The sequence below is a fragment of the Chryseobacterium sp. MEBOG06 genome (genome assembly GCF_021869765.1).
Taxonomy (GTDB): Bacteria; Bacteroidota; Bacteroidia; order Flavobacteriales; family Weeksellaceae; genus Chryseobacterium.
The window spans coordinates 4194795-4217926 of the sequence record NZ_CP084580.1 but is presented as its reverse complement, the minus strand read 5'-3'; the positions used below and the strand labels follow the sequence as shown (position 1 = coordinate 4217926).

Sequence of the window (23132 nt, the reverse complement as noted above, 5' to 3'; positions counted from 1 at the left end):
ATTCCTACTTGCACAGCATGTTTAGTTTGTATAATTTTATGCCACTAAAAACCATGCTTATATGACAATAGTAAATATCGAAAACTTAATGCTTCCTTATGAAGAATGTAGGAAAGCTATGAATACTTGGACAGAATGCCTGTCTTCTTTTCCTGAAATAAAAAAAAGAATTCCAACAAATTATGTTTTTGGTCTATCCAAAGAAACTCTTGAGTGGATGAGGAATGTAGGTGGGAAATCACCAGAATTCTGTGCTGCGATAGGAGTATTTCAGGATCAAATTATTCTTATTCTATATCCTTTGAGTGACTCAGGAAAAAGAATAGAGGAAAGAGAATATCCTTACAGCTTTCTTTCTGAGCTTAAAGAAGATTTAAAACTTCAGGAAATTCAGGAATATACTATTGTTAAAAATGCAGTTCTTTCTAAAGATCTCGAGCAGATTGACAGAGATGATAATATGGCGTTTCCTATATCTAATAAACCCATTCTTGAACAGGATACGGCATTAGACTCGATAGAAAAATGGAGGAACGAAGGAATGGACTGGTTCTACAGAGAATGCGGAATTGAAAAAGGAGCAGGAATCTTTAAAAAATTCTATGTTCCGACCGATGATCTCTGCCTTTCAGACGAAGGATTAGAAGGTATTATATGTTCTTTCGGACTTAAATACAATGATATTTATGGGAAAATGCTGGTTACTCTAATTTTTATCTCCTTCCATGAAAATCTTCAAAATTCAGGACGTGCAGAAACCATTTCAAATACATATGACTGGGCGAAACCATGTCCTCCCATTTGCCGTCTTCCTGATGATGGTGTAGGCTGCGAATTTTAAATTATAAAATAAGGAATGGCTGATCTTTACAAAGCAATTTTATTCCTGAACTACGGACTGCTTCTTTCATTTATAGTACTGGGAGCTGCTAAATACCGCATATTAAATCAAAAAGAAAAGCAATATTTTTATTGTATTGCTTTTCTTTTCCTTATAGAATTGGTAAACTTTGTTTTACCTTATGTTTTTAAACTCAATGATACTTCATTCGTTTATCCAGTCTACATTGCCGGAGAATTTTTTCTGCTGACAAGTTTATTTATAAGGAAACTGAATTGGCCTGGATATGTTTCTGGTATTGCAGGTTTAGTGGCAGCAGGTTTTATGATATCGAAATATGGTTTCAATTACCCTGCCAATGCAGATTTTGCAAAGGGAATTTCAAATATTATCATCATTTGTCTTTCCGGATATACACTGATTCGTGAGATTAAAAATGCTTCTATACAGGAACGTTTCCTGTGGGTGGATGCCAGTATTTTTTTCTACTATTCCGTTTCAGTATTTATTTTTATCATTCAGCATCAGATAGCGAATCTGTCGGAAAATGATTACTATACCCTTTTCAGTGCCAATAATATCCTTTCAAGTATTTTGTACTGCTCATTTTTATATACGTTTATCAAATTAAAGAAGTAACTTTAAATATTAACCTTTTGATCCTTATAATTGTTACCATAGCAATTATAGTTTCCTTTATTCTCCTTGCTTACAGAGCTTTTATAACCAGAATTATTAAAGAGAAAAATGTGCAGCATGAGGTAGAAGTTCTTCACCAGAAAAAATTGGTGCTGGAAAATATTAAGGCACAGGAAGAAGAGCGGAAAAGAATTGCGGTGATGATTCATGATGATATTGGAAACCGTCTCAATATTCTTTCCTTATGGCTTAATAATCTTGATACCCAGGGAGATGATTTGATAAAAAAAAATATTTACAGTCAGATGTCTTCCCTGATTGATGCTGCAAGAAGTATTTCTCATTCATTATACCCCGTAAACCTGGAATCCGTAGGGTTGGTTTTGTATGTAGAAGAATTAATAAGCAATCTTTCTCACAAAATAAATATTTCTCTCCAAGTGATGCCCGGATATGAAAAGAAAGACCTTTTTGTAGAAGTACAGCTGTACAGGATCATTCAGGAATTTACCACCAATGTAATCAAGCATTCAACAGCTACAGACATCTGGATTTATATGAAAGACTACCCTGAAAATATGACAGTTGTAATTTCAGATAATGGAGAAGGCTTTGAATATGAAGAGGTAAAAAAAGGGATGGGAATCAAAAATATTGAATCCCGTATCAAATCAATGAATGCAGCACACAAATGGAAGAAAACCTTTTTAAATAAAGGAAGCCGTTTAATTATTAAAATTCCAAAATATAATGAGTTCCCAAATCAAAATAGCCCTGATTGATGATGAACAGCTGATCCTCGAAGGAGTGAAAATGCTGCTGTCCAATGAAAAAAATATATCGGTATGCCTTACCTCGGATAACGGGCCCGATTTTATAGAAAGCCTGGGAATGCTTTCAGAAGATAAGTTTCCTGATCTCGCACTTGTAGACGTTCAGATGAAACCTATGAATGGTTTTGAGCTGGTGGAAATTCTTAAAGAAAAATATCCGGATCTTAAGATTATTATTCTTTCTTCTCATTACAAAACTTCTATTCTCGGATATATGGTAAAGCTGGGAGTCTCTGCATTCCTTCCAAAAAATTCAAATAAAAAAACATTTATTGATGCCATTACCATGGTAGATAAAAATGGAGTTTTTTTTACAGCTGAAGATCATCAGATGCTGTTTAGCTACATGAACAGTACCGCAAAGAAAAATTCACTTTTCGAGACCGAAGATGAATTGTCTGAAAGAGAAAAGGATGTGGTAAAACTGATCTGCCAGGAATTTACCAACAATGAAATCGGCGAAAAACTCTTCATCAGCCCGAGAACCGTAGAAAGTCACAGACAGCGTATTCTCGAAAAGATAGGAGCCAAAAATACAGTGGGAATCGTTATTTATGCCATTGTACATAATATATACTCACTTGAAAAAATATAATCTGATTCCGTAGAAATACGGAATTTTTTATTTAGTAATTTTCACTCTAGTTAAACTTCCTTTTCTTCTGTTATTTTGAAATGTCTCTTCGTGAGATGTTAGATGAGAAAATTAAGATACAGACAAAGTCTGTCATATAAACCAATAAAAGCATGAATGATAACAGAGTGATTTCCATCGGAATTTTCTTTGATGGTACGGGAAATAATGGAGTAAATGCTCTTTCCCCTGATAAACCTTTGAATGATAATGAAAGTTATTTTGGAACCCTTACCAATATTTACAAATTATACAGTTTATTCAATGGAAATAAAAAAATATACATAGAAGGAATAGGAACCATATCCGGCAGTGAAGACAGTAATTTTGCAATAGCAACATGCGCCAATCCTCCTTATGGAAGCGGATATTCTTCTGATGATAAACTTCAGAAAGCAGATGACTTCGTTCAGGAAATAATGAATGGCTCAAACTGTGAGTATCATTTTTACTTATATGGATTCGGAAGAGGGGGAATGCTGGCAAGAACTTTCTCTAACCAGCTTCTGACCTACTACTCTCAGAAGAATTGTAAGGTGAAATTCCTGGGGGTTTTTGATACCGTAGAATCCAAACCCTTTAATCAATATAACTTACGACTGCCTTATCAGGTGGAAAATGCCTTTCATATCTGCGCCGTGAACGAAAGCAGGTTTTTCTTCCCCTTGACAGGTTTTTTTGAAGATTCAAAAATGATGAAAGACCAGAAGTCAGAAGACTATTCATTTGCATGGAAAGAGATTTTTGTTCCTGGTGCTCACGCCGATATTGGAGGTGGGTATCTGGAAGGCCCACAGTCGGTCTATATCTCTACAGATTTTGAAAATATTGATGATTTAAGAGATTACGTTTCAGATATAAGAAATGCAAAAAAAAATAGTGACGGGACTGAAATATGGGATGCTTTACTTGCCGGATATCAGATTGATAAGAGAGAGGCTTTATCACAGGCGTTTGTGTGCCGCGATATGGTGTACAATGACCTTTCCAAGGTATATGGGAAATTAATGATGGAAGAAACCAATAGAATGTCTCCTGTATTTGATTCCAATGATGATGCGTATTTCAAAATAAATTATAAGAAACACCCCTTCCTTGAAGACTTTTCTACAGAGTTGAAACAATATGCAAAAGACCTTTCTGTCAATAGTAAACCTCTTTATAATTATAGCAGGCTGGCAGATTATATTCATATTTCAACAAGCTTTGGTTTGTATAGTAGTGGCTTTCGGAACAAAAACGAACATGAAATTACCGCAGAACTCATTAATAACGGATTAAATGTTTCCAGCAGTACCACTGTAAATCAGGATGGACAAGTCAGGTTGTCTGTAGAGCTTCATCTCCCTGAAGACAGTTTTGTTGCAGACTTTCTTTACGGAACCAGTGTCCCGAATAACGACCTCTGGGTTCGTACTATTTTAAAAGATCTTTCGACAATTAAGGTAAACGGAATAAATAGATGACATTAGTCTTTTTAAGTTTTAAATTTAGGTTAGAGGCTGTCTCCAAAGGGAGATGGCCTTTTTTATTTTTAGCACGAAGCCTGTAGTATATTGCTGTCACTGTATGGTAGTCGGTTGTTTATCAGTATGGAATGATTTCTGGATTTTAAATTTGGCGTTGTGTACTGTAGATTGTACTGTTTTATTAGTGTTACATTGGACTTTCATTCATCGGGGATACAGAGTAAGTTCTATGGTGAATGATCTAAGAGGTGGCGATGTAGGATGTATAGCTTACATGGGAAAAATGTAATAAATAAGTTCCAAAATGATCCTCGAAAAAATGTTCGTTTTGGGCAGTGTTTTTATTTCTGGGGTATTCATTTCTTTTTCCGTATTTTTGCACCCGAAAATTCATTACTCATTATTAACTTTTAATTTAAAAAATGCTTTCGGTTCAAAGTTTAGGATTACATCATTCGGGAAATTATTTATTTCAAAACGTCAATTTCACCATTAAAAAGGATGATAAAGTAGGGCTGGTAGGAAAAAATGGAGCGGGAAAATCCACTTTATTAAAAATGCTGTCCGGAGAAATTAATTTCTACGAAGGAGAAGTTGTAAAAGAAGGAAGCATTACCATTGGTTTCCTGAAACAGGATCTTGACTTTGTGAAAGGAAGAACTGTTTGGAATGAAACAATGCAGGCTTTCGAGCAGATTAATGCTTGGAAAAACGAGCTTGAAGAAGTTAATCATCAGATGACAATCCGAACGGACTATGAAAGTGACTCGTATACGGATTTGATCAATAAAATGACCGAGCTGAATGACCTTTTAATGAACCATGATGCCTACAATCTTGAAGGTGATATGGAGAAAGTTCTGTTTGGTTTAGGTTTTAAAGCAGATGATTTTCAAAAAATCACTGATGAATTTTCAGGAGGATGGAGAATGAGAATCGAATTGGCAAAATTACTTCTTCAGAAGAATGATATTATGCTTCTCGATGAGCCTACCAACCACTTGGATATGGAATCTATCATCTGGCTGGAAAACTTCCTGAAAGACTATCCGGGTGCAATTGTTCTGGTAAGTCACGATAAGCAGTTCATGACGGCTGTATGTAACCGTACTTTTGACATCAACAATAAAAAAGTTGACGATTATAAGGCTAACTATACAAAATATCTTGTCATGAGAGAAGATCGACGTGAAAAACTGATTCAGGCTAAAAAGAATCAGGACGCGGAGATCAAGCAGATGGAGGATAATATTAATAAGTTCCGTGCAAGTGCTACAAAAGCATCTTTTGCGCAGTCACTTATTAAGAAATTAGATAAAATAGAGCGTATTGAAGTCGATAACGAAGACGTTTCAAAATTCAATATCCGTTTCGTACAGTCTATGGTTCCCGGAAAAGTAATTTTTGAAGCTGATCACCTTGGAAAAGCATACGGGAAAAAACAAATTTTTGATGATGTAGATTTCATCGTTCAGAGAGGAGACAGAATTGCCCTTTTAGGACAGAATGGACAAGGGAAAACAACATTGGCTAAAATTCTGGCAGGAGATATTAAAGATTATTCAGGGATCTGGAATCTTGGACATAATGTAAACATCGGATATTTTGCTCAGAATCAGGAAGAGGTATTAACGCCTAATAAAACAGTGCTGGAAGAAGCCGAAGATGCTGCTACAGAAGAAACAAGACCAAGAGTAAGAGACTTATTAGGATCTTTCTTATTTCAGGGAGATGCTGTTTCTAAGAAAACAAAAGTACTTTCCGGAGGAGAAAGAAACCGTCTTGCACTTTGTAAACTTTTGCTTCGTCCTTTCAATACTTTGATCATGGATGAGCCTACTAACCACTTGGATATTCAGTCCAAGGAGATTATTAAGCTGGCTTTACAGAACTTTGAGGGTACTCTGATTGTGATTTCGCACGATAGAGAATTCCTACAGGGGCTTTGTGATAAAATCTACGAATTCCGTGATGGAACAATGAAAGAATTCCTTGGAGATATCAATGAATACCTTGAATACAGACAAAAGGAAACTATTAGAGAGATTTCTGCAGAAAAAGCTAAGCTTCACAGTGATGATGTAAAGGCAGAACCTAAGAAAGTAGAAGAAAAACCTGCCGCCAGCAATAACCAATCCTCTAATATTGTCAGCAAAGAACAGAAGAATATTCAAAATAAAATCAAGAAAGTAGAAGAAAAAATTTCTGAGCTTGAAACCAAAGTAGAGGAAATGGAAGCTTCTTTTACTAAAGAAAATCCTTCTGATGAAACTTTAGAGAAATATAATAAAGCTAAAGAAGAGTTGGACTCAGCTTTACAGGAGTGGGAATATTTAGGAACCCAGCTTGATTAAACTAAAATATAAAAGCTTCATAATTCAGAAATTATGAAGCTTTTTTGTAACAATATACAATTCATTTCTACCTATTGTATATCATCATAAAAGTAATTTAATAAAAGTTTAGCCTAACAATTAAATTATTTTCATAATTTTGAAAAATGATTTTTAAAGAAAGCAGAAATTTAAAGAGTTTTATCTCCAAGCTATTGTTTGGGATATACTTTCTTGCGCTGCTTTCTCAAAGCTTTCACCATCATGATTCTTCAGAAAATTTTAAGGGATTTAACCTTAAAAAGACGGAAAATGCAATGACGAAAGCCTCTACTAAAGAGAAAGCTGGCGACTGTCTGGCCTGTCACTTTTTGGCTACCGGACATACCTTAGCTCCTGAAGATTTCAGTTTTACTTTTGAACATTATACACAAGAAGTAAAGCAGATCATTACAATTCAGGAGAAAATCTGGTCTCAGACCAAATTCACATTTCAACTTCGGGGGCCTCCCGCTATTTCATAATCATAGATTCTTATTGGGTTTAAAGTTGTTTACTTTAAAGTTCAATGTTTAATGTTCAAAATTGAATGATTACTGATCAATAATTGATGTTTAACCACAGTTGCTGTATTATTAATTCACTACAATTCTAAGTCATTAATACATTTTACGTTTTAGTATTGTACATCATCGTACAATATACATTTTACAACTTTATAAACCGATCACAACAACTTTTAACGAAAAATGTACCTGATTAAAAGGGTACGCAATCAATCTACATACAATGAAATTGATATATTGCCTTCTGCTGATCTTTTGTGGATCAGTATTTATAAGTGCACAAAAAAATTATACTGTACAGGGAACCGTTCAGGATTTTCATGATAAAACAGCGTTGGAAAATGCGGTCATTAAAATCGGAAACTTTACTGCCAAAACAGATAAGAAAGGTAAATTTTCTTTTGATAAAATCCCTGCAGGGAAGTATACACTCATTGCCCAGCATCCTGATTGCAATGATTATACTGAAAATATAGGAGTTGATCAGGATGTTCATCTGGTAATTACACTTGAACATCATATAAAGGATATTGAAACCGTAACCATCCATGGAAATCATAAAAATAATGGTTCACTGGTTGTTAAAACCCTCAGTAAATCCGATATAGAGAAAAATTCTACGGAAAATCTGGGAAATTTACTGTCTAAAATTTCAGGAGTGACAGCCCTGAAAACAGGAAATAATATTTCAAAACCCGTAATTCATGGACTTTATGGAAGCCGTATCAGTATTATCAACAATGGAGTACGTCTTGCTGAGCAGGAATGGGGAGTAGAGCATGCACCAAATGTTGATATTAATAGCTTTCAGCATATTGATGTCATTAAAGGAGCATCTGCTTTGAAATACGGAAGTGATGCTATTGGTGGTGTCGTAGTTCTGGAACCTGAAATTTTTCCTAAAAAAGATACAATTAAAGGCTCAGTTGCGCTTACCGGGATTTCCAACGGAAGAGGTCTTGGACTAGATGTAGATGTTGCCAAAATCTGGAAAAACGGATGGGCAGTTAAATCAGGAGGAAGTATCAAGAAACTGGGTGACCAAAGTGCTCCCAATTATAATCTGAAAAATACAGGAATGGATTTTTCTTCATTCAATTTTACAGTACAGAATAATACCTATGAAAGAGGAATATCCTTTGATTATTACCTGACTAATCAGAATATTGGAATTTTAAGAGATTCACATGTTGCAACATCCGAAGATTATGATAGAGCAATGACTGCGAATCCTCCCGTTTACTCCGGTAAATTCAGTTATGATATTGAAAATCCGCGACAGGTTGTTGAGCATCATATTGCAAAAGTTTCAGCCTTCAAAAGGTTTGAAAATATCGGGAAACTTTCTGCAACCTACAGTTATCAATATAACCACAGACAGGAATATGATATCAGAAGAGGTGAATTGAATGATACCCCTTCTCTGGATCTTGAGCTGATGACCCATCAGTTTAATATCAATGATTTAATAGAAAGAGAAAAATGGTCTTTAGAAACAGGAATTGATGCAGGTTTTCAAAACAATTATTCCGATCCGGCAACAAAAGCTAGACGTCTGATCCCGAATTATGATAAATATTCTGCAGGAGCCTATTCTGTTTTCAAATATAAAATTTCTCATTCATTTAATTTTGAAGCAGGTGCAAGATATGACTTCACACGTTATGATGTTACCAAATGGTATGACAAAAGTGACTGGGAGAAATTATATGCAGATACGTATCCGCAATTTTATGTAAAAACTGATCAGAACAGAGTTTTGACACGTCCTCAGCTTAATTATAACAATGTTTCTTTCAATGCTGGTTTGGAGTATCGTCCTAACGCCAATTTTGATCTGAAATTTAACTATGCAAAAGTGGGCAGATCTCCGAATGTAGCTGAACTGTTTTCAGACGGTCTGCATCATTCCGCAGGAGTGATTGAAACGGGAGATATGGCGTTGAAAAATGAACAGGGACATCAGTTTAATTTAAATATAGACTCAAAATTTAATGTTCTGAGAGGATTAAATGTTTCTGTAAACCCATATTTTTTCATTACTAAAAATTTTATTAATGAAGTTCCTGTGGGGATAAAAGGTACTATCAGAGGAGTATTTCCTGAGTGGATATACCAACAGATTGATGCAAAAATGTACGGCGTGGATCTGGATGTTAATTTGAAGCTGACAGATCATCTTACCTATGTTGGAAAAGGAAGCTATGTATATGGTCAGGACGATACCCACAATGAACCGCTTATTTTAATGATGCCGCCGAATTTTTCCAATGCATTACAATTTAAAAAAGAGAAATGGAATAACTTCTATTTCACAGTTGAAAATCAAACGTTTTTAAAACAAACCAGATTCCCGATCAGAAATGTTCCGCTGGAACTTTTTGTAAATGGTGATTTGGTGGATAAAGAAATCGATTTGAGTACTCCGCCAAGTGCATTTTCTCTTTGGAATATCCAAACAGGAATCAATATCAGTAAACATCTTTCGGCAGGACTTATTGTAAATAATCTTTTCAATACTTCATACAGAGAGTATCTGAACCGTTTGAGATACTTTGCCGATGAGCCCGGAAGAAACTTTATTTTAAACTTTAGATACAGATTCTAAAGATTTCAAAAAATTATTCAATCAAAATTTTACAATTTTAAAATTCTTAAAAATGAACAAACTATTCAATACTAAAAATATTATCAAATTATTAGCGGCTTTATTAATTACCATTACTGTAGTGACTTCTTGCCAGAGAAATGGATCGGCTGAAGAAGATGATCTTCCGCAGGAAGAACTTACGAATATTGTTCTGTTGGTAACAGATGATGCAGCGGGAACTACTCAAAGTTACGATTACAGTATCGGAGCGGGTGGTACCCCTACCATTCCTCTTAAAGATGGGAAGACCTATACTGTTCAGGCGAAATTCAGAAATGGAAATGAAGATGCTACTCAGGAAATCATTGATGCTAAAAATGAACACTTTTTGATTTTTGATTTTCCAAAGTCTAATATTACATTAGAAAGACTTGACGGAAGTGATTTGAGAAGCGATGGGAAAAGAGTAGGGCTAAGAACAAAATGGACTGTTGTAAAGGCTGTTGATGGTACAGCTCCATTCTTAAAACTAACACTTATTCACTCACCTCAGAGTGTGAATGATGCAAAATCAGGAACAGCGTGGGGCAGTGTAGTAGGGGGAGAAACTGACGCAGAAGCTAAATATAACCTAAGTAATTAGGATTAATTAATCTTGTTTGGGCCACCGGAATTTCCGGTGGTTTTTTATTTAACAACATTTGGCGTTATAAGTTGAGTTTAAATGGGTGATATTGATAAAAAATTCATATTTTTGCAACCTAAAATTTTAATCAATAATGAAGGTTACCGCACAAAACCATGATGACGTAAGTGCATTACTTACAGTAACATTGGAAAAATCTGACTACAAAGAAAAAGTAGAGAAGCAGTTGATTAATTATGCTAAAAATGCGCAAGTTCCTGGATTCAGAAAAGGGAAAGTGCCTTTGAGTATGGTTAAAAAACAATATGAAGCAGGTATTGCTTTTGAAGAAATCAACAGACAGGTTTCTGATGCTTTAAACGGCTATGTTAATGAAAACAAACTAAGATTAGTAGGTCAGCCTGTTCCTCAGCCAGTAAACGAATTGGATTACAATGCTGATCAATTAGAAGTTGCTTTCGAAGTAGGATATGAGCCTGCATTCACTATAGATTTAGCTAAATATGAGGCGCCTCATTACAAAGTAGAAGCTTCTGACAAGGAAATCGGAAAGAGCATTGAAAACATGCAGAAGCGTTTCGCTGAGCAGGTTCCTCAAGATAAAATCACTAAAGATTCTTATATTGCTTTAGAAGTTTCTCAAGTTGTAGAAGAAGATGCTGAAGGTGAGCACCACCACCAACCAAAGAACGTAACTGTTACCGCTGAAAACAAAGAAGCTTTCAAATTGGTAAAAGGTTTGAAAATGGATGGTTCTGTAAAAGTAACGAAAGAAACTCTTGCAGGTGACGAAGAATTAGCTAAAGAATTAGGATTCAGTAAAGCTGAAGTAGAGCACCTGCACCATAATGAAGTAGAAGTAAAAGTAAAAGATTTCTATTCATTAAACCTTGCAGAGCTTAACCAGGAATTATTCGACAAAGTATACGGAGAAGGAAACATTAAGTCTGAAGATGAGCTTAAAGAAAAAGTAAAAACTGAATTAGACGAATATTTCCAGCAGAATGCTGATGTTCACTTTGTGAATAAAGTATTGGAGCAGGTAACTGAGAAAGAAGAAGTGAAACTTCCTGAAGCATTCCTTGTGAAGTGGTTAGTATTCTCTAATCAGAATATCCAGTCTGAAGAACAGGCTAAGGAAATCTTAGAAGCTGAGAAAAACCAATTGAGATACCAGATCATCGAAGGTAAATTGATGACTGATAACGAAATCAACCTTGACTATGCTGATGTATTGGCACAGGCTGAGCAGTTGGTGAAAAACCAATTGGCTATCTACGGAATCCACCACTTAGGAGAAGAAGAAATTCAGAAATATGCTGTTGAAATGTTAAAAGATCAAGAGCAGGTGAGACAAATCTCTTCTGAAGTTGCTATGGCTAAATTGAAAGATGTAATTCTTGAAAAAGCTACCAAAAAAGAAACTAAAATTTCTCACGACGAATTTTTAGAAGAACTTAAGAAATAATTATATACTGATATAAATATTTGAAAACCGTCATTTTTGGCGGTTTTTTTATGTTTATTCTGAGAACCTTTTTCCCGGTTTACAAATATTCTTTTCCTCATTTTCTATTTTCTTCACAGCTATTTATCACTCATTAAGGATCAATTATGATTACCTTATGAATGTATGTCCGGCAATATTCCTATATTTACCTCCTAAATTTTATTACATATGAAAAAGATCATCATTCCGTTTTTCTGTGCTGTATTATTCTCTGTTCCCGCAGCTGCTCAGAAAAAAGGAGCTGTATCTGCAAAAACAGAAGCTGTAACATCAAAACTAACGCCTAAGGATGTTATTGATAATTACTTCAAAGCATCAGGTGGAAAAGATAAATTAGAAGGCATAAAATCTATCATTACTGATAACACTGTAAGTGTGCAGGGAATGGAGATTAAAATGACCACTAAGAAATTAGGGAATAAATTCAAATCTGTACAGTCCGTAATGGGAAAAGAGATGATCCAGCTATTTGATGGTGAAAAAGGATACTTTGACCAGATGGGAAATAAAATGGATATTCCTGCAGATAAAGTGGCTGAACTGAAAAAAGGAAAGCCTGTAGATGCTTTAGCCTTTGATCCTGCTAATTTTAAAAGTGTGGCAGTAGAAAAGCTGGACGGAAAAGATTATAACGTTTTGGCTTCAGATAAAGGTAAATTTTATTTCGATGCAGCAACAGGACTTTTGTATAAGACAGCAGCTGCAGAGGGAAGTGCAACGATTAAAAGTTACATGACTGTAGACGGAATACAGTTTCCTGCAGATGTAGATGCTGAAGGAGGTGGGCAGAAAATGAATATTAAAACAACAAAAGTTGTTGTTAATTCAGGAGTAACTGACGCAGATTTTAAATAAGAATGACTCTTCTATGATATTTAAACCGGGATTTTCCCGGTTTTTTTGTTTTATTGTGTGGTTTTAACTCAATTTTAACGCAAATATGAATTTAAACATTTCTTCAGCTTGTGAATAATTAATACTTTTAGCAGGTAAATAAAATCGGATAACATGAAAAAAACATTATTTTCCTTTGCGGTCATCTTTTTGATGTCCTCAAATACCTTTGGACAGAATATTCCTATGGATCCTTCTGTAAGGACCGGGACTCTTTCCAATGGTATGAAGTATTATATTAAAAAAAACACATTACCTGAAAAGAAAGTAGATTTCCGTCTGGCTATCAATGCCGGATCTATTCTGGAAGACGAGAATCAAAGAGGATTGGCTCACTTTATGGAGCACATGAACTTTAATGGAACCAAAAATTTTCCGGATAATAAACTTGTAGACTTTCTACAGTCTATCGGAGTGAAATTCGGACAGCACCTTAACGCTTATACCAGCTTTGATGAAACCGTATATATGCTTCCTGTGCCGTTGGATAAACCGGGGAATTTAGATGCCGGACTTAAAGTAATGGAAGATTGGGCATTTAATGCGACACTTTCTGATGAGCAGATCAATAAAGAAAGAGGAGTTGTACTGGAAGAGCTAAGATTGGGTCTTGGGCCAGACAAGAGAATGATGGATAAATATCTACCGAAACTTTTATATAAATCTCAGTACGCCGACAGGCTTCCAATCGGTAAAAAAGAAGTTCTTGAAAACTTCAAGCCGGACGTGATCAGAAAATTCCATCAGGATTGGTACAGACCGGATCTTATGGCAATTGTGGTAGTAGGAGATATCAATGTAGATGATGTTGAAAAGAAGATCAAAGATAACTTCAGCAAATATAAAAACCCTTCAAATCCTAGAGAAAGAAAATCGTTTGATTTACCTAATCATAAAGAGACATTAGTAGCTATTGAAACAGATCCTGATGCTACCAGCTCTATGGTGCAGTTTATCATGAAAGATGCTGAAGCGTATAAACCGGATGTAACAGTTGAGCAGTACAATCAAAGTCTTGTAGAAAACCTTTCTACGACAATGTTAAATAACAGATTGAGAGAACTGATCAATTCTACTAATCCGCCTTTTACTTTCGGATCAGTGTATCATGGAGGAACTTATGCAAGAAGCAAAGAGGCTTTCCAGGGATTTGCCATGGTGAAAGATGGAAATCAGCTAAACGGATTGAAGGTGCTGCTGGAAGAAGTGGAAAGAGCAAAAAGATTCGGATTTACACAGTCTGAATTAGACAGGGCAAAATCTCAGGTTCTTTCCAATCTTGAAAGATCTTATAACAACAGAGATAAAACAGAAAGCGGTATGCTGGTGGATGAGTATGTAAGAAACTTCCTGGAGCAGGAGCCTATGCCTGGAATTACCTGGGAATATGAAGACACTAAATCTTTCCTTCCCAATGTTACCCTTGCACAAACCAATGATGTCATTAAGAAAATGGTGAAAGATGATAGCAGAGTAATCGTGATGACGGGTCCTAAGAAAGATAATGTTACGATGCCGACAGAAGCGATGGTTCTGAATACTTTTGAAACGGTGAAGATGGCAGACCTTAAGCCTTATGAAGAAAAAGCTGCCATCAAAAACTTAGTAAAGCCATTCAAATCTGAAGGTAAAATTACAAAAACTGAAACAGATGCCAAATTAGGAACTACCACCTGGACACTGAGTAACGGTGCTAAAGTAACTTTCAAAAAGACAGATTTTAAAGATGATGAAATTGTGTTTACGGCAAGAAGCTTAGGAGGAAATTCAATTATTCCGGATGCTGACTATAACAAAACACAGTTTGCGTTCTCTGCATTATCAGAGGCAGGGGTAGGAGGTTTTTCAAAAGCTGATCTTACAAACTATCTTGCAGGAAAGCAGGTAAGTGTGAACCCCATGATTACACCTCTTTTTGAAGGTGTTTCCGGCAGAACAGCTCAGAAGGATTTAGGAACAGCTATGGAGCTTATGTATGCTTATTTTACAAGTCTAAACTACAATCCGGCTTCATTTAATGCTTTCAAAGACAAGCAATCTGCAATGTTGAGCAACCTGTTGTCTAATCCACAGGCTTATTTTTCAAACGAACATGCTAAATTCATCAATCAGAAAAATCCTAGATTCATCGGTCTTTTCCCAATGGAGAAAGATTGGGCAAATACAGATTATAAAAAAGCATATGACATTTATAAAGAAAAGTTTGCCAATGCAGGGAATTTCCAGTTCTACTTCGTAGGGAACATTGATGAGACGAAATTTAAAAATGAAGTTTTGCAATATATTGCAAGCCTTCCTTCATCAGGAAAAACATCCACATTCAAAGACACGGGATACAGACCTCTGACCGGAGATTATACGAAAGTGTATAAAAAAGGAAAAGACCCTAAAAGTATGGTATCAATCACCTATACCGGAGAGGCTCCTTATAATGAAAAAGAAGCACTGGCTTTATCCGCTCTTGGAGAAGTGGCTACCATTAAGGTTATAGAAAAGCTAAGAGAAGATGAAAGTGGTATCTACGGAGGTGGTGCAAGAGGAGGAATGGTTAAAATACCTTACAGTTCTTACAGTTTCAGCATTAGTTTTCCTTGTGGTCCGGAAAATGCTGAGAAGCTGACAAAAAGCGCTATTACCGAAGTTCAGAAACTGATTGATAAAGGTCCGGAACAGAAAGACCTGGATAAGTATAAAGAAGGAGAGTACAATGACAATAAAACAGAACTTAAAGATAATATGTTCTGGATGAATGCCCTTGTTAAAAATCAATTGGACGGAAGTGACAAATACGAAATTCTGAACTATCAGGATAAAGTAAAGGCGCTTACTGTAAAAGACCTTCAGGATGTTGCTAAAAAGTATCTTTCTAAAGGTAAAATGGTGGCTATGCTGATGCCGGAAGATGGATGGGAAAAAGCTAAAAAAGAAGAAACTAAAGTTGAAGCAGTCAATGTAAAATCAGGAGCAGCCAACTAATCCTTTTTCTATAATATAAAAACCGCAGATCCATCTGCGGTTTTTATATTTTCTAAGAACCATATTCTTTTTTCCACTCATCAGCAGCTTCGCTTAGAACGGCATAGAAATCTTCTCCGTATTTTCTGGTCAGCGGAGTTTTCAAAAACTTATAAACAGGAACCTGAAGTTCTTTCCCTAGTGTACAGGCATCACTGCATACATTCCATTCATGATAATTCAAAGCGGTAAATGCAGAATATTCTGTAACACGAATAGGGTATAAATGGCATGAAATAGGCTTTTGCCAGTCTACAGCACCATCTTCATACGCTTTTTCAATGCCACATTTTGTAATTCCCTTTTCATCAAAGGTTACATAAGCACATTCACGGTCCTCCACCATAGGAGTAACATACATTCCGTCGTGTGGATCAGTAGTCCATGTTCCCTGTTCTTCAAGGGCTTTCACACCTTCCTTAGTCAGGTAAGGCTTTATTTTATCAAAAATACTGTCCAATATTTCAAGCTCGTCTTTGTCCAACGGAGCTCCTACATCTCCTTCCACACAACATGCACCTTTACACTTGGTAAGGTTGCAAACAAATTCTTCGGAAAAAATTTCCTCAGAAATCAATTTATCGTCTATCTGAATCATAATTTTTTAAAATAAATCAAAAACTGTACCTGCTTTAAAGGTCAGTAAACTAATAATTATAAGCCATAAGCTTACCTCCTGCATCCAGTATTTCGGTAAAAATCTCATCATTCTGCTCAGAATAATACTTGAAGGAAATGCCAGAAGCAGCAAATATTCATAAGTAGTATTCATATACAGGATGATGGTAACAAGCTGAGCTAAAGAGAAAACAAGCAGGAAAGTATATTTATATCTGCTTATCGGGCTTTTTTTGTTATAGTTCGAAAAGTGGTCATATACTGCATAAATAAGCATCAGTGTCACAGGGATCAGAGGAAGCAATTCTGTATAATCAGTGATTGGCTTTATTTTCCCAAATGGGAAGTAATCTATATTCCATGAGGTGAACTGAACGAAGTACATCACAGAAAAATAACTGAATGTAATCATTACAATACCCAAAAGAAATCTGAAAATATTCAAACCTATTTTGGCAGAAGTAGCAATCACGTGAATGATCACAAAAACAGCCATGGGCCATGTAGTGGGCAGGAAAATAAAATTCAGCGCAACAATGGCTCCAACCAGTACATAAGATTTTTTTCTGATGTCTTCATCTGCACTGGTCAGGAGAAGCATAAGAAAGGAATTCGTAAGCAGCGAAACCGCGATTCCTATATCAAGATTCCCGGGATAAAGCCCAAAAATGAAAAAAGAATATAAGAATAAGGGCAGATGCGTCTGATAATTAAGTGCAATACTGTGAAAACCAAAATATCCCAAAGCAATTCCCAGAAAAGTAATTCCGGCAATAATTGCTTCATAAGTGTTGAAATTCAGTATGTTAAATATTATTACTACTAATAGAAGAAAACCAATATAAACAGGAATTGAAAAAATATTGCTTTCTTTTGAAAGTAATTTAAACATTTTTTATAAATTTGTACAAAGTTAATTTAAAAAAGGAAAATAATGACGTCTTTCTTTCTATTCTTAAGCAAAGTTTTCAAATGGTCTTTTGGTTTCTATGATACCTTTGGAAATGTGTTAAACTGGATTCTATTTACCGTTTGTTGTGTATTGTTTACATACTGGTGCTACGTATTAGTGGCAAAACTAGGTGGAGACAAAGATAAAGACTATTATTCTCCTACGGAAGGTAAGAACCCTTACTATGATCCGAAAATCTATAAAAAAGAAGGTTAATTAATTGGTTATATAGTAAAAAGCCGATCAAATAATTTATTTGATCGGCTTTTTTATTACTAACGATTAAAATTTTCTTTTGTTTATTCGTGGATGGGTAATACCAGCACAGGGATTTTTGAACTCTTTGTAATCCCTTTTGTAAGGCTTCCTACAAATACATCATAAATTCCGCTTCTGCCGTGTGATCCCATGACGATATAGTCTGCATTTTTTGCTTCGGCATGCTCCAGAATAATGTCTTTGGCAAGCCCCTGTTTCAGCAGGTGTTCACAATCTATATTATGAGTGATAATTCTTTGTTCAATCTTATTCAGCTGAACCAGCTCCTCTCTGATTTCGTTCGCTTCTACTTCCGGAAAATATTGAAATCCCATATCCCCAATGGCAAAGCCGATATCTGATGGAGCTACATGAATCAGATAAATTCTTCCGTTGAGCTGTTTTGCAAATTTTATGGCACCTTCCACCAATTGCTCTGTTTTATCCCCAAAATCTACGGGCAACACAATATTTATCATAACCTTCATTTTGTTACCTAAAGATATGAAAAAATTGTTGGACTTTTATGTTAATAACTTATAATATTCGGACATCAAGGATTTTTTCTTCTTCAAGATAAGCTTCAAGAATGTCATTTTCTTCCACTTTTCCAACCCCTTTTGGAGTTCCTGTAAAAATAAGATCACCTACTCTTAGTGTGAAATACTGAGAAGCAAATGCGATGATGTCATCGAAATGAAATAACATATCTTTTGTATTGCCATCCTGTACCTTTTCTTTGTTTTTCAACAATGAAAAATGAATATTTTCAGCATTGTAGTTTTCTTTTTTAAAGAAATTGCCTACAACCGCAGAGCCGTCAAAGCCTTTGGCAAGTTCCCATGGAAGCCCTTTTGATTTCAGCTCACTCTGCAGATCTCTTGCGGTGAAATCTATTCCCAGACTAAGCTCCTCATAATGCTTATGAGCTGTGTCTTTCTGAATATACTTTCCTCCTTTTGATACTTTCAATACTACTTCCAGTTCATAGTGGATGTCATTTGAAAATTCCGGAATATAAAAATCATTCCCTTTTAAAACCGCTGTGTCCGGTTTCATGAAAATAACAGGATTTTCAGGAATTTCATTTCCTAATTCTTTTGCGTGCTCACTGTAGTTTCGTCCTATACAGATTATTTTCATATTTCTTATTTATATCATGGCAAGAAACAAACGAATCTTGCAAATTTAATTACTTTTTTTGAAGCTATTTCCCGCTTTCCGCTATATCTTTTGTTCCACTGCGTTGCACAAAAGGATGCCGCTGCAATCGGGGCTGGGGTTGAAGTCATAATTCTTAAAATTTCTTAGACCCAGTCATCCAAAAGGACCTTAACGTTTATGAATGATTAAATTCATTTCCGCAATAATAGCAGATAAACTTATGACTCGTCAGAAATGAAATACCAAAGAAACTGGTAGCTTTGTCATCCCTGTAAATATGATTGGAACCACATTTCGGGCATACAAAATCAAACTCCGGATCCTCAATGGTGTGTTCCACTTCCAATGAATATTGCTCATTGTCTTTATAGTTCTGGAGGGCCAGATTGGCTTTTTCCACATCCTCCTCAAAAACCTGCAGCTGAATTCCTCCTACAGCTTGCGAAAGCAGCCAGTCAGACTGGATCAGCTGTTCATTGGCAATAAAGCTGTTGATTCCGTTTTCAGCCAATATCTGTTTGTCCCTGTTGGCTTCAAGGGCAGTTTCATAAAACTTAAAACGAATCAGTTCAGACATCTTTTAAAATTTACCGGTCAATTGAATCTTTGTAAATACTTTCTTCGTGTACAAAGGGAAATCAGCATTCTGAAGCCACCCGAAGTAACCCAAATCTTTTTGGAATACCGCTTTTACCCCCTGACCTTTATACTTTCCAAAATTGAAAACCTCTTCCATTTTATCATTATACCCGATAAATCCTGCAAGGTCAGCATTTTTATTATGGAAAGTGAACTCACTTAATGGCGCAATTTCGTTAGGAATATCTTCATATTTTCCTACCTGTGCATCCAGTACTTCAAACGTTGCCATTACATCAGCTTCTGCTGAATGTGCATTTTCCAATGTTTTTCCACAATAAAACTGATAAGCGGCCCCAAGATTTCTAGGCTCTTTCTTATGGAAAATAGTTTGCGCATCCACCAATCTGAACTTACTTAGATCAAAATCCATTCCTACTCTTAAAAGTTCTTCAGCTAAAAGCGGAACATCAAATCTGTTGGAATTAAAACCACCAAGATCACTTCCCGAAATCATATCCATTACCTTAGAGGCAATATCCCTGAAAGTAGGAGCATCTTTTACATCTTCATCATAAATTCCGTGGATCTCACTGCTTTCTTTGGGAATAGACATTTCAGGATTGATACGCCATGTCTTGCTTTCTCTGGAAGCATCAGGATTTACCTTTAAAATACAGATTTCAACAATTCTGTCTTTTCCGATGTTTGTTCCGGTTGTTTCAAGATCGAAAATACAAAGTGGTTTATAGAGTTTTAAATTCATGTTGATAATTAATAATTTGAAAATGTGTTTATTCGAAAAATGAGATAATGCATTCACCAATATCTCTGAAGAGTTTATATAATTTCTATTTCAACTGTCCCTGAAATATCATTGATACGAATATATAATAAATAACAAGCATCGGAATTCCTACAATCTGAAATAGAGCAAGAATGGCAATACCGCCAACAAGCAGTACTATTTTTGGATAATTGTCTTTTAATTGCTTGGATTTAAACTTCATTGCCATCATTTTGACAGGGCTGATCAGAAGCCATGAGGTAATAATAGTAAGCAGAATCAGCAGCAATTCGCTGTCAAATAAAAAGCTGAAGGCTCCGGTTTCTTTGAAAGCATAATACAATCCGAAAAGAAGAACTGTATTGGTAGGTGTATTCAGTCCTTTAAAATAATAACGCTGTTCCTCATCAAGGTTAAAAATTGCGAGTCTTAAACAAGAGAATGTAGTCACTACTAACCCGAAATATTTAATTTCAAACGGAAGATGAAGTCCTGATAAGTCACTGCCAAATGGTTCAAGTGCTTTGTACATGACAAGTCCGGGAATTAATCCGAAGCTCACCATATCAGCAAGAGAATCAAGCTGAAGCCCAAGGTTGGAATTTGATTTTAAAGCTCTGGCTACAAAACCGTCAAAAAAATCAAAGACAGAAGACAGAACAAGGCAGATCGCCGTAGTCTGATAATCTCCTAAAATAAGGTGTATTGCACCCACACATCCTGCAAATAAATTAGCAAGGGTCAAGGCATTGGCCAGATTATTTTTTATAAAATCCATAACCACAAAATTACAGTTTTTAAAAATTCTAACTCGAAATAATCTGAACTAAAAAATGTATTAAAATGATTTTGATGTAAATTTGCCATATGAAATTTTTAAAAGGATTTAGAAAACAGGAAGTTCTGGCATTGTTGTACAGGATTTTTTTAGTATATGTTTTTTATCAGATTTCGAGGCTTTTATTCTGGTATTTTAATAAAGATCTGATAAAAGTTGATTCTGTTACAGACTATATAAAGCTTGCTTATCATGGTACGGCTTTCGATACGACGGCTATTTTATATGTCAATTCATTGTTTATTCTTCTCAGTCTTCTGCCTTTGGTAGTGAATACGAAGAAAGGATATCAGAAAATTCTTTTCTGGGTTTATTTTATCACCAATGGACTTGCATATGCTATGAATTTCGGAGATTTTATTTACTATAAATTCTCACAGGCAAGACTTACTTCAGCAGTATTTCAGGTGGCAGAACATGAATCCAATGTGTCTAAAACATTAATGATCTCTATCGGGCAACATCCATTTGTTCTGGTTTGGTATATTGTTTTGATGATTATATGGGTTTTCCTTTATAAAAAAGTAAAAGTACACGAAACAAACCCTTCTAAATTACTTCCTTATTTTCTTTACTCTATACTTACCTTATGTATAACAGTGGTATTGGTTGTGGGGGGATCCGTGGGGATTTTAAGCATAGCACAAGACCTATTAATATGGTGGATGCTACCCGTTTTGTAGAAAATCCGCTTCAGGGAAATATTGTTCTTAACAGTACGTTTTCTTTTTTCAGGACTTTGAATACCAATAATTTTAAAGAAGTACACTTTGTAGATGAAAAATTTATTAATGAAAATGTACAGCCTTATAAAGTCTATGACAGAAAAGTTGAAAACCGTCCCAATATCGTTATTTTCATTGTAGAATCTTTCGGTAGAGAATATTCCGGGGCTTTCAATAAAGATAAAAATATTAAAGATTACGTTTCCTATACTCCGTTTATGGATAGTCTGGCGGGTCAGAGTCTTATTTTTCCAAATGCTTTTGCGAATGGGAGACAGTCTATTCATGGAATGAGCAGTGTGTTGGCCGGGATTCCCAGTCTTACAGATGCATTTACCGGATCTCCTTATTCTAATCAGAAAATCCAGTCTATAGTTTCTGTTTGTAATGATCTGGGGTATGATACTTCTTTTTATCATGGCGCACCCAATGGTTCTATGGGATTCCTTGGCTTTGGAAATATCTTAGGTTTCAAACATTATTTCGGAAAGACAGAATACAATCATGATGAGGATTTTGACGGGATGTGGGCGATCTGGGACGAACCGTTTCTTCAGTATTTTGCGAAAAACGTAGGAAAGAAGCAGCCTTTTATGACAACAGTGTTTACAGCTTCTTCACATCATCCATTTAAAATTCCGGAGAAATATTCCGGGAAATTTAAAAAAGGGAAAATAGAAATGCATGAGCCTATCCAGTACACGGATTATGCGATCAAAAAATATTTTGAAACGGCTAAAAAGCAGCCTTGGTTTAACAATACAATCTTTGTATTTACAGGCGATCATACGAATCAGATATACTATCCTGAATATGAAAAAGCAATGAACAGATTTGCCGTTCCATTGATTTTCTATTCTCCCAACCCTGCCTATCAGCTTAAAGGAGTGAATCCTGAAATAGCACAACAGATAGATATCTACCCTACATTGGCCGATCTTGTCGGGTACAACAAACCTATCAGAAGCTGGGGAAGAAGTCTGGTGAGCGATAAAAAATACCCTTTTATCGTTGTTAACTCAGATGGAAGCACAGAACAGTTTATGATCGGAAACTATATTTACCGTTTTGATGGTAAAGAGGTCATCGGAGTATATGATCAGGCAGATCTTGGCCTCGAAAAGAATCTGATTAATCAACTTAAAACGCCTGAAGTAGAAAAAGGCAAGCAGACGGCAAAGGCTTGGTATCAGGACTATATGCACAGAGTGATCAACAGGAAATTAAATTAAAGCTAACTA

Annotated in this window: 20 protein-coding genes and 1 pseudogene; 14 read left to right on the top strand and 7 right to left on the bottom strand. The window is 35.6% G+C overall.

The window, feature by feature from the left end; all coding sequences use genetic code 11:
- The first annotated feature begins 61 nt into the window (after window positions 1–61).
- From LF887_RS19265 to LF887_RS19210, 12 genes are all read left to right on the top strand, one after another.
- Window positions 62–841 carry a hypothetical protein gene (locus LF887_RS19265; RefSeq protein ID WP_236855868.1) on the top strand — a complete coding sequence of 260 codons (780 nt, stop codon included), beginning with the start codon at window positions 62–64 and terminating at the stop codon, window positions 839–841.
- Between the two features lie 15 nt (window positions 842–856).
- Entirely contained in the window at window positions 857–1480 is a 624-nt protein-coding gene (locus tag LF887_RS19260; RefSeq protein ID WP_236855867.1) for a hypothetical protein, read from the top strand.
- Window positions 1481–1497: 17 nt separating this feature from the next.
- A complete protein-coding gene (locus tag LF887_RS19255; protein ID WP_236855866.1) occupies window positions 1498–2262 on the top strand; it encodes a sensor histidine kinase in 765 nt (254 codons plus the stop codon).
- Window positions 2231–2908, top strand: coding sequence for a response regulator transcription factor (locus LF887_RS19250; RefSeq protein ID WP_236855865.1), 678 nt, complete (start codon window positions 2231–2233; stop codon window positions 2906–2908). The genes LF887_RS19255 and LF887_RS19250 overlap by 32 nt, the downstream gene beginning before the upstream one ends.
- A gap of 152 nt (window positions 2909–3060) precedes the next feature.
- Complete coding sequence (locus tag LF887_RS19245) at window positions 3061–4413, top strand: T6SS phospholipase effector Tle1-like catalytic domain-containing protein (RefSeq protein WP_236855864.1); 1353 nt, start codon at window positions 3061–3063, stop codon at window positions 4411–4413.
- A gap of 425 nt (window positions 4414–4838) precedes the next feature.
- Complete coding sequence (locus tag LF887_RS19240) at window positions 4839–6770, top strand: ABC-F family ATP-binding cassette domain-containing protein (protein WP_236855863.1); 1932 nt, start codon at window positions 4839–4841, stop codon at window positions 6768–6770.
- Between the two features lie 146 nt (window positions 6771–6916).
- Window positions 6917–7273: a hypothetical protein gene (locus tag LF887_RS19235; RefSeq protein ID WP_236855862.1), complete on the top strand. Its 357-nt coding sequence runs from the start codon at window positions 6917–6919 to the stop codon at window positions 7271–7273.
- Between the two features lie 265 nt (window positions 7274–7538).
- On the top strand, window positions 7539–9923 hold the full coding sequence (locus tag LF887_RS19230; RefSeq protein WP_236855861.1) for a TonB-dependent receptor: 2385 nt from the start codon (window positions 7539–7541) through the stop codon (window positions 9921–9923).
- A gap of 52 nt (window positions 9924–9975) precedes the next feature.
- Window positions 9976–10548, top strand: coding sequence for a hypothetical protein (locus tag LF887_RS19225; protein WP_236855860.1), 573 nt, complete (start codon window positions 9976–9978; stop codon window positions 10546–10548).
- A gap of 136 nt (window positions 10549–10684) precedes the next feature.
- Window positions 10685–12019, top strand: a complete 1335-nt coding sequence (locus LF887_RS19220; RefSeq protein WP_236855859.1) for a trigger factor — start codon at window positions 10685–10687, stop codon at window positions 12017–12019.
- A 210-nt stretch (window positions 12020–12229) separates the two neighbouring features.
- Window positions 12230–12916 carry a hypothetical protein gene (locus LF887_RS19215; RefSeq protein WP_236855858.1) on the top strand — a complete coding sequence of 229 codons (687 nt, stop codon included), beginning with the start codon at window positions 12230–12232 and terminating at the stop codon, window positions 12914–12916.
- Between the two features lie 153 nt (window positions 12917–13069).
- The gene (locus LF887_RS19210; RefSeq protein WP_236855857.1) at window positions 13070–15931 is read left to right on the top strand and encodes a M16 family metallopeptidase; all 2862 of its coding nucleotides are present in this window, start codon (window positions 13070–13072) and stop codon (window positions 15929–15931) included.
- A 52-nt stretch (window positions 15932–15983) separates the two neighbouring features.
- On the opposite strand, the gene LF887_RS19205 is transcribed toward LF887_RS19210, so the two are convergent.
- Both LF887_RS19205 and LF887_RS19200 read right to left on the bottom strand, forming a co-directional pair.
- Window positions 15984–16568, bottom strand: coding sequence for a DUF3109 family protein (locus LF887_RS19205; RefSeq protein ID WP_236855856.1), 585 nt, complete (start codon window positions 16566–16568; stop codon window positions 15984–15986).
- A gap of 6 nt (window positions 16569–16574) precedes the next feature.
- Window positions 16575–17480, bottom strand: a complete 906-nt coding sequence (locus tag LF887_RS19200; protein ID WP_236855855.1) for a DUF6427 family protein — start codon at window positions 17478–17480, stop codon at window positions 16575–16577.
- 42 nt (window positions 17481–17522) lie between these two features.
- Between LF887_RS19200 and LF887_RS19195 the strand changes: the two genes are divergently transcribed.
- Entirely contained in the window at window positions 17523–17756 is a 234-nt protein-coding gene (locus LF887_RS19195; RefSeq protein WP_236855854.1) for a DUF6341 family protein, read from the top strand.
- An 83-nt stretch (window positions 17757–17839) separates the two neighbouring features.
- Here the strand turns inward: LF887_RS19195 and LF887_RS19190 are convergent, their stop codons facing one another.
- From LF887_RS19190 to LF887_RS19170, 5 genes are all read right to left on the bottom strand, one after another.
- A complete protein-coding gene (locus LF887_RS19190) occupies window positions 17840–18277 on the bottom strand; it encodes a universal stress protein (protein WP_236855853.1) in 438 nt (145 codons plus the stop codon).
- Window positions 18278–18335: 58 nt separating this feature from the next.
- Window positions 18336–18941 (bottom strand): fumarylacetoacetate hydrolase family protein, encoded by a 606-nt coding sequence (locus LF887_RS19185; protein ID WP_236855852.1) that lies wholly within the window; start codon window positions 18939–18941, stop codon window positions 18336–18338.
- Between the two features lie 196 nt (window positions 18942–19137).
- Window positions 19138–19539: a putative signal transducing protein gene (locus LF887_RS19180; protein WP_236855851.1), complete on the bottom strand. Its 402-nt coding sequence runs from the start codon at window positions 19537–19539 to the stop codon at window positions 19138–19140.
- 3 nt (window positions 19540–19542) lie between these two features.
- Window positions 19543–20307 carry a 3'-5' exonuclease gene (locus LF887_RS19175; protein WP_236855850.1) on the bottom strand — a complete coding sequence of 255 codons (765 nt, stop codon included), beginning with the start codon at window positions 20305–20307 and terminating at the stop codon, window positions 19543–19545.
- A gap of 85 nt (window positions 20308–20392) precedes the next feature.
- On the bottom strand, window positions 20393–21106 hold the full coding sequence (locus tag LF887_RS19170) for a CDP-alcohol phosphatidyltransferase family protein (protein WP_236855849.1): 714 nt from the start codon (window positions 21104–21106) through the stop codon (window positions 20393–20395).
- An 89-nt stretch (window positions 21107–21195) separates the two neighbouring features.
- On the opposite strand from LF887_RS19170, the pseudogene LF887_RS19165 reads away from it, so the two are divergent.
- Window positions 21196–23123: pseudogene (locus tag LF887_RS19165) on the top strand (LTA synthase family protein).
- Window positions 23124–23132: the final 9 nt, after the last annotated feature.

Coding starts and splice junctions, on each gene's coding strand:
- LF887_RS19225 (WP_236855860.1), top strand. CDS start 9,976: ATGAACAAACTATTCAATACTAAAAATATTATCAAATTATTAGCGGCT.
- LF887_RS19195 (WP_236855854.1), top strand. CDS start 17,523: ATGACGTCTTTCTTTCTATTCTTAAGCAAAGTTTTCAAATGGTCTTTT.
- LF887_RS19210 (WP_236855857.1), top strand. CDS start 13,070: ATGAAAAAAACATTATTTTCCTTTGCGGTCATCTTTTTGATGTCCTCA.
- LF887_RS19190 (WP_236855853.1), bottom strand. CDS start 18,277: ATGATAAATATTGTGTTGCCCGTAGATTTTGGGGATAAAACAGAGCAA.
- LF887_RS19170 (WP_236855849.1), bottom strand. CDS start 21,106: ATGGATTTTATAAAAAATAATCTGGCCAATGCCTTGACCCTTGCTAAT.
- LF887_RS19230 (WP_236855861.1), top strand. CDS start 7,539: ATGAAATTGATATATTGCCTTCTGCTGATCTTTTGTGGATCAGTATTT.
- LF887_RS19235 (WP_236855862.1), top strand. CDS start 6,917: ATGATTTTTAAAGAAAGCAGAAATTTAAAGAGTTTTATCTCCAAGCTA.
- LF887_RS19205 (WP_236855856.1), bottom strand. CDS start 16,568: ATGATTCAGATAGACGATAAATTGATTTCTGAGGAAATTTTTTCCGAA.
- LF887_RS19240 (WP_236855863.1), top strand. CDS start 4,839: ATGCTTTCGGTTCAAAGTTTAGGATTACATCATTCGGGAAATTATTTA.
- LF887_RS19265 (WP_236855868.1), top strand. CDS start 62: ATGACAATAGTAAATATCGAAAACTTAATGCTTCCTTATGAAGAATGT.
- LF887_RS19250 (WP_236855865.1), top strand. CDS start 2,231: ATGAGTTCCCAAATCAAAATAGCCCTGATTGATGATGAACAGCTGATC.
- LF887_RS19185 (WP_236855852.1), bottom strand. CDS start 18,941: ATGAAAATAATCTGTATAGGACGAAACTACAGTGAGCACGCAAAAGAA.
- LF887_RS19180 (WP_236855851.1), bottom strand. CDS start 19,539: ATGTCTGAACTGATTCGTTTTAAGTTTTATGAAACTGCCCTTGAAGCC.
- LF887_RS19215 (WP_236855858.1), top strand. CDS start 12,230: ATGAAAAAGATCATCATTCCGTTTTTCTGTGCTGTATTATTCTCTGTT.
- LF887_RS19260 (WP_236855867.1), top strand. CDS start 857: ATGGCTGATCTTTACAAAGCAATTTTATTCCTGAACTACGGACTGCTT.
- LF887_RS19245 (WP_236855864.1), top strand. CDS start 3,061: ATGAATGATAACAGAGTGATTTCCATCGGAATTTTCTTTGATGGTACG.
- LF887_RS19220 (WP_236855859.1), top strand. CDS start 10,685: ATGAAGGTTACCGCACAAAACCATGATGACGTAAGTGCATTACTTACA.
- LF887_RS19175 (WP_236855850.1), bottom strand. CDS start 20,307: ATGAATTTAAAACTCTATAAACCACTTTGTATTTTCGATCTTGAAACA.
- LF887_RS19200 (WP_236855855.1), bottom strand. CDS start 17,480: ATGTTTAAATTACTTTCAAAAGAAAGCAATATTTTTTCAATTCCTGTT.